Source organism: Arthrobacter sp. 001422645 (assembly GCF_059816125.1).
In genome coordinates this window covers 1-2,576 of record NZ_JCBANT010000030.1, presented here as the reverse complement: position 1 = coordinate 2,576, position 2,576 = coordinate 1, and the positions used below count along the sequence as shown (strand labels likewise).

General features: G+C 72.6%; 2 protein-coding genes. Both read right to left on the bottom strand.

Annotation, left to right across the window (positions count from 1 at the left end; translation table 11 throughout):
• The coding region (locus AC6EUH_RS18225) for an acetyl-CoA carboxylase biotin carboxylase subunit (protein WP_499739497.1) at positions 1-1,479 on the bottom strand (1,479 nt) is incomplete at its 3' end.
• Positions 1,479-2,576: 5-oxoprolinase subunit C family protein (locus AC6EUH_RS18220; protein WP_499739496.1), on the bottom strand; the 1,098-nt coding region annotated here is incomplete at its 5' end. The genes AC6EUH_RS18225 and AC6EUH_RS18220, both read right to left, overlap by 1 nt.

Genomic DNA, 2,576 nt, shown 5'->3' with positions numbered 1-2,576 from the left:
ACCGGAGCGGGCCCAGCCGTCCAGGAGATCCGCGGGCAGCCCGATGGCCATCCGGCGGCCGTCCACCTCGACGGTGATGGTGCGCCGTTCGCCGTCGGGCGCGGTGGTGCTGAAGCCCGGATCGGCGGAGATGGTGTCCGCGAAGTCGGTTTCGATCCAGCGGGTGTGGATGCCGAGGCCGGCTTCGGAGGTGAAGTCCGCGGATTCGAGCACGGCGCGGTGGAACGGGAGCACGGTGGCCACGCCGGTGATGCTGATTTCGGCGAGGGCGCGGCGGGCGCGGCGCAGGGCCTGCTGCCGGTCCGCGCCGGTGACGATCAGTTTCGCCAGCAGCGAATCGAACTGCGGCGGAACGAAGGAACCGGACCGGACGCCGGTGTCCAGCCGGATGCCGGGGCCGGTGGGGCCGTGGAACTCCTCCACGGTGCCGGGCGAGGGCAGGAAGCCGCGCCCCACGTCCTCGGCGTTGAGCCGGAATTCGAACGAGTGCCCGCGCGGCGCCGGGTCCGCCGTGATGCGCAGGGGCTCCCCCGCGGCGATGCGGAACTGTTCCTGCACGAGGTCGATGCCGGTGGTTTCCTCGGTGATGGGGTGTTCCACCTGAAGCCGGGTGTTGACCTCGAGGAACGCCACGGTGCCGTCCGCGGCGACCAGGAATTCCACCGTTCCGGCGCCGGAGTAGCCGGCTTCGCGGCAGACGGCCTTGGCGGCGTCGTAGATCTGGCGGGTCTGGTGGTCGCTGAGGAACGGCGCGGGCGCCTCCTCCACGAGTTTCTGGTGCCGGCGCTGGAGCGAGCAGTCGCGGGTTCCGACGACGACGACGTTGCCGTGCGTGTCCGCGAGGACCTGCGCCTCGACGTGCCGCGGCCGGTCGAGGTAGCGCTCCACGAAGCATTCACCGCGGCCGAAGGCGGCGATGGCCTCGCGGACGGCGGAGTCGAAGGCTTCCTCGACCTCGTCCAGGGCGCGGACCACCTTCATGCCGCGGCCGCCGCCGCCGAAGGCCGCCTTAATGGCGATCGGGAGGCCGTGCTGTTCGGCGAAGGCGCGGGCCTCGGCGGCGGATTCCACCGGGCCGTCGCTGCCGGCGACCAGCGGGGCGCCGGCCCGGACGGCGGTCTCGCGGGCGGTGATTTTGTTGCCCAGCAGGCGGATGGCGTCCGGCGTGGGGCCGATCCAGGTGAGTCCGGCGTCGAGGACGGCCTGGGCGAATTCGGCGTTCTCGGACAGGAAGCCGTAGCCGGGGTGGAGGGCGTCGGCGCCGGAGTCGGCCGCGGCGGCGAGCAGCTTGGGGATGTTCAGGTAGCTGTCCGCGGGCGAGTTGCCGGCCAGGGCGTAGGCCTCGTCCGCGGCGGAGACGTGCAGGGCGTCGGCGTCGATGTCCGCGTAGACCGCGACGGAGGCCAGCTGCGCGTCATCGCAGGCCCGGGCGATCCGGACGGCGATTTCTCCGCGGTTGGCGATCAGGACCTTGCGCATCAGTTACTCGCTTCTTGTTCGGGGGTGGTGATTTCGGTAATGGGGCTTTCGGCCCAGCGGAAGCGGATCTTGCCGCCGATCGGGACCTGGGCCGCGCGGTCCAGCTGGGAGTCGACCACCACGGCGATCACCGGGTAGCCGCCGGTGATCGGGTGGTCGGCCAGGAACAGCACGGGGAGTCCTTCCGGTGGAACCTGCAGGGCGCCGGCGACGGTGCCCTCGCTGGCGAGTTCGCCCTGGCGGGTGCGCTGCAGCGGGGTTCCCTGCAGGCGCATGCCGACGCGGTTGGACTGCGGTTTAACTTCCCAGTCCTGGCCGCAGAACGAGTCCCGGGCCTGCTGGTCGAACCAGTCGGCGCGGGGGCCGGGGACGACGTCGAGCACAGTGACGCCGGTGTCCGGGAAGTCCGGCTGCAGTTCGGGGTGTCCCACGACGCCGGACTCGGCTTCCCCGCCGGCGGCGAGGAGGTAGCCGGCGGCCAGCGGTGCCGGGCCGATCCCGGACATGGTGTCCGTGGAGCGGCTGCCAAGCACCGGGGCGGTGTCCACGCCGCCGCGGACGGCGAGGTAGCTGCGGAAGCCGCTCTGCGGTGCCCCGATGACCAGGGTTTCGCCGTCGAGCAGCGCGAAGGGGGTGGCCATGGGGACGGTCCGCCATGCTGGTTCGAAGTCGTCCTCGGACGGCGTCTCGACGGTGAGCTCCGCGGGCGCCCCGGTGACGGCGAGGACCTGGTCCCCGACAGCCTGCACCGACAGGCCACCGGCGACGGTTTCCACCGCGGCGGCCGACGGCGGGTTCCCGACCAAGCGGTTAGCGCGGCGCAGCGAGGCGCGGTCCAGCGCACCGGCCGCGGAGACGCCCAGGCCCGAGTGGCCGTAGCGGCCGAGGTCCTGGATCAGGCTCTGCAGGCCGGGTGAAACAATCCGCAGGCCGGATGCCACCTCCGGGGCGGACGCCTGGGCCGGGTGTTCCGGTGCCATGGTGACAACCTCCCGGACGGCGCGGAACTGGACCCGGTGCCCGGGGGCGGCCAGGGCGGGCTGTTCCCGGTCCAGGTCCCACATCCTGGCGCCGGTGCGGCCGATCAGCTGCCAGCC